The organism is Burkholderia sp. Ac-20379 (assembly GCF_017104645.1).
Taxonomy (GTDB): Bacteria; Pseudomonadota; Gammaproteobacteria; order Burkholderiales; family Burkholderiaceae; genus Burkholderia.
Genome location: NZ_JAAGPF010000522.1, coordinates 1 through 3,461, shown reverse-complemented (window position 1 = coordinate 3,461; position 3,461 = coordinate 1). Strand labels below are relative to the sequence as shown.

Genomic DNA, 3,461 nt, shown 5'->3' with positions numbered 1-3,461 from the left:
TGCCACCGTGCCGGGCACGGCGGCGGGAAGCCAGTCGCCCGCGGCGGGCAGCATCGACGGCGCGGCGAACGCACCGGCCGGCGTCGACAGGCAACGCCAGCCCGTGTCGATTCGCACGGGCCACGGCGACGCGCCGGCCGCATCGGCCGCGTCATGGTGCGCCGGTGTCGCCGGCGCGTCGATCGTTTCGATATCGGGCAGCGCGATGCGCACGGCGTCTCCTGGGCGGGCCCGCCTTCACTGCGCGAGGGCGGCGAGCGGCGGCAGCGTGTTGTCGTAGGCGTGCTCGAGGTGATCGAAGCAATCCTCGCAGAGGTCGCGCCGCTTGCGGGCGATGGCGCGCATCAGGCGGAACTGCATGACCATCGCTTCCGACGCGATCGTCTGCGCCGAGGCCGGAATCGAATCGGGGATCGCGAAGCCCTGCTCGGACAGCCAGGCCAGATACTTCGACAGGAATTCGAAGTTCGCGCCGAGCTGCCGCATCAGGTTGAACGTGTACAGATGGAAGTACGTTTCGCCGCGTTCGAGCAGCGTGTCGAGATGCCCCGGAAACGCCGCGCGCCAGCGCGCGATCGGGTTGACGGCCGGCCGCCGCTCCAGATGCGCGGCCAGCAGCGCCGCCGATTCCTCCGCGAGCTGGCCGCCTTCGAGCGGGCGGCGGGTCTGCTTGGCGAACTCGACGTACGGGAACAGCAGATCGTCGCGGCCCGCGAATTGCGGCAGCTTGCGGAACACGCCGTCGTAATCGTCGCCTTCCACGAGGTGATAGCCGGTGTTGTGGAAGTAGCCGCAGCGGCGCGTGGCCGGATCGATGAAATCCACGCCGATGGTGGTTTTCGGATGCGTGCGCCGGTACGAGGTGGCGCGCGTGTCGGGCAGATAGAAGCCGTCCACCTCGGCGAGCACGGTGTTGCCGCGCTGCGTCTGCGCGAGCACATGCGCCTCGATCGAATCGTAGATCGCCAGCTCCTGCACCTGCGTGCCGTACAGGCGCTCGATGTCCTCCAGCGGAAACTTGAAGAACGTGAACTGATCGCCCTCGAAATCCTGCGTGACGGTGAACGCGAGCGCCGCGCGCGGGTCGAGCCCGGAGCCGTGCAGCAGCTCGATCCACAGGTCGACATAGCAGTTGGTTTCCTGCCAGACGCGCTCGCCCTGATGCAGCGCATGCGAGGCGTGCCGGCGCGGCGGCTCGGCGAGCGCGGGCTGTGCGTGGAGGACCGGCGTCATGCGATGTCTCCGGCCAGGCGCGCGCCCGGCGTGCCCGCGAGGCCATCGATGCCGAGCGCCACGCAGGCGCCCGTGTCGCCCCACAGCAGCGCGCGCACTTCTTCCGGCCAGGCCTGCACGTCGAGGCCGTGATGGCGGAACAGCGCGAGCGTGATGCGCTCCATGCCGAAGCCCACGCAGGCGGTGTGCGCGACCGCGCCGTCGGCGCAGGCGATGCGCCAGATCTCCCCGAAGTGCTCCATGTGATAGTTGAACGACAGGCAGGCGGTTTTCTTCTCGTCGCTCGACACCGGAATCAGCAGCTCGAACTTGAGCGCCTGCGCGCGCTGGCTGTCGGCGACGATCTTGCCGCCGCGGCCGAAGAACGGATCGTTGGCGAGATCCACCTCGAGCGGCAGGTTCAGCAGCTTGACGAGCAGCGAGCCGCGCTCGATCCAGCGCTGCCGGAACGCGAGCACCTGAGCGCCGCTGCCGATCCGCACGTATTCGCGCTGACGGAACATCTGCATGCGCGCCGGATCGAGCGACGGCTCGTGGCGGAAGCAGTACGACATCACGTCGACGGTGCGCCCGCCGGCCGGCAGCGGGCCGCGCTTGGCGATCACCGGGTAGATCGGATAGCAGGCGGCCGGCGTCAGCACGATGCGGGTGGGCTGCTGCTGGTCCATCCACGCCGTGTCGCGATCGTCCGGGCTGGTTTCCATCGCCTTGTCGAGCGCGGTCAGCAGGCGGCGCTGGCCCATCTCGTTGCCGCAGAACGCGTGCACGGTGCCGGCCAGGTCGGGGAAGTTCTTCAGGTATTCGCTGTCCTCGAAATCGGTGCGGCGCATCGCGGGCGGAAAGCGCAGCAGCTCGGCCTGCTGATCCGCGCCGAGGTGCGTGATCGCCACGTTCAGGCGCTCGATCACGTCCTCGAACACCTGGCTGCGGCCGTACAGGCCGTCCTCGCCCGTTTCGATCAGGATGCCCGCGGCCAGCAGCGCGTCGCGCAGGCCGGCGGCTTCGATTTGCGCCGCGGGAGCGGCGGCGGCGGCGTCGATCGTCATGGTGTTCATCGTGTCATCCCTTCGCGTGGGTGGCCGGGCGCTGCGCGAGCAGGAGGCTCGCGGTGTTCTGCGCGATGCGGTCGTTGTTGATCATCAGCGGCGCGGAGTGCAGGTCGCGCAGGTGCCGCCCGACGCTGAACGGCGTGCCGTTCTTGTAGCCCGCCATGCCGCAGATCATCAGCACCTGCTGCACGACCTGCAGGGCCGTCTGCGAGATGGCGGTTTTCAGCGTGTTCATGTCGGCGGCGAAACCGAGCATCGCGGCGAGCGGCGCGTCGTCGTCGGCCGTGCAGCGCGCGGCGCGGTGTTCGGCGTGCTCGGCCTGGAACGCGGCGGCGAGGCGCGCCTGCATCATCTGCAGCAGGCCCACGGCCTCGGCCAGACGCACGCCGCCGGGCGGCACCGAGCCGGGCCTGGCGCGCGCCTGGGCGCGGAAGAAGGCCTTGGCGCGGTTCACGGCGTCGCCGGCGATGCCGGTCCAGACGGCGGCCCACAGCGTGTGCGAGACGGGCAGCATGGTGCGGTCGGCGATCTCGGCGAACGGCGTGGCGAGGATCTGGTCGGCGTGGCCGGTGGCGATCAGCCCGAAGCCCTCGCTGCAGGTGCCGCGCATGCCCAACGCATCCCAGCCGTTGCGCTTGTCGAGCCGCGTCTCGTCGCGCAGCGCGACGATCAGCACCTGATCCGAGGCCGGCGCGTCGGCGGTGCGGCGCGCCGTGACCAGGATCGCGTCGGCGTGCGCGCCGTAGGAGATGGTCGGGCAGGCCTTGTCGATCCGGAAGCGCGCACCGTCCAGTTCGACCGAGCAGGCGCTGGTGCGCATGCTGCCGCCGATGTTCTCCTCCGAGGTGGCCGACGCGAGCAGCCATTGATGCTCGACGAGCTTGCCGAGCAGCGCGCGCTGCCAGGCGTTGCCGTTGGCGTGGCGGTCGATGCAGGCCACCTGGATCTGGTGCATCGCGTAGACCATCGCGGTCGACGCGCAACCGTGCGCGAGCGTCTCGCAGATCTCGCCGACTTCGGCCAGCGACAAGCCCGCGCCGCCGTACGCGGCCGGCACCAGCGCCGACAGCAGGCGCTCGCGGCGCAGCGCCTCGAACGCCTCGAACGGGAAGCGCGCCTCGCGGTCGATCGCGTCGGCGAACTGGGCGGCGAGCTCGGCGCAGCGCCGGGCGGCGGCGC

At 70.4% G+C, this 3,461-nt stretch carries 4 protein-coding genes; all 4 read right to left on the bottom strand.

Annotated elements, in window-relative coordinates; translation table 11 throughout:
• On the bottom strand, positions 1–213 hold a 213-nt coding region (locus G3N92_RS32225; protein ID WP_206131579.1), incomplete at its 3' end, for a hypothetical protein.
• A 24-nt stretch (positions 214–237) separates the two neighbouring features.
• On the bottom strand, positions 238–1,233 hold the full coding sequence (locus G3N92_RS32220; RefSeq protein WP_206131578.1) for a DUF1839 family protein: 996 nt from the start codon (positions 1,231–1,233) through the stop codon (positions 238–240).
• Positions 1,230–2,288: an amino acid--[acyl-carrier-protein] ligase gene (locus tag G3N92_RS32215; RefSeq protein ID WP_206131577.1), complete on the bottom strand. Its 1,059-nt coding sequence runs from the start codon at positions 2,286–2,288 to the stop codon at positions 1,230–1,232. The genes G3N92_RS32220 and G3N92_RS32215 overlap by 4 nt, the downstream gene beginning before the upstream one ends.
• 4 nt (positions 2,289–2,292) lie before the next feature.
• Positions 2,293–3,461, bottom strand: a 1,169-nt coding sequence (locus G3N92_RS32210) for an acyl-CoA dehydrogenase family protein (RefSeq protein WP_206131576.1), incomplete at its 5' end; no start/stop codon positions are given.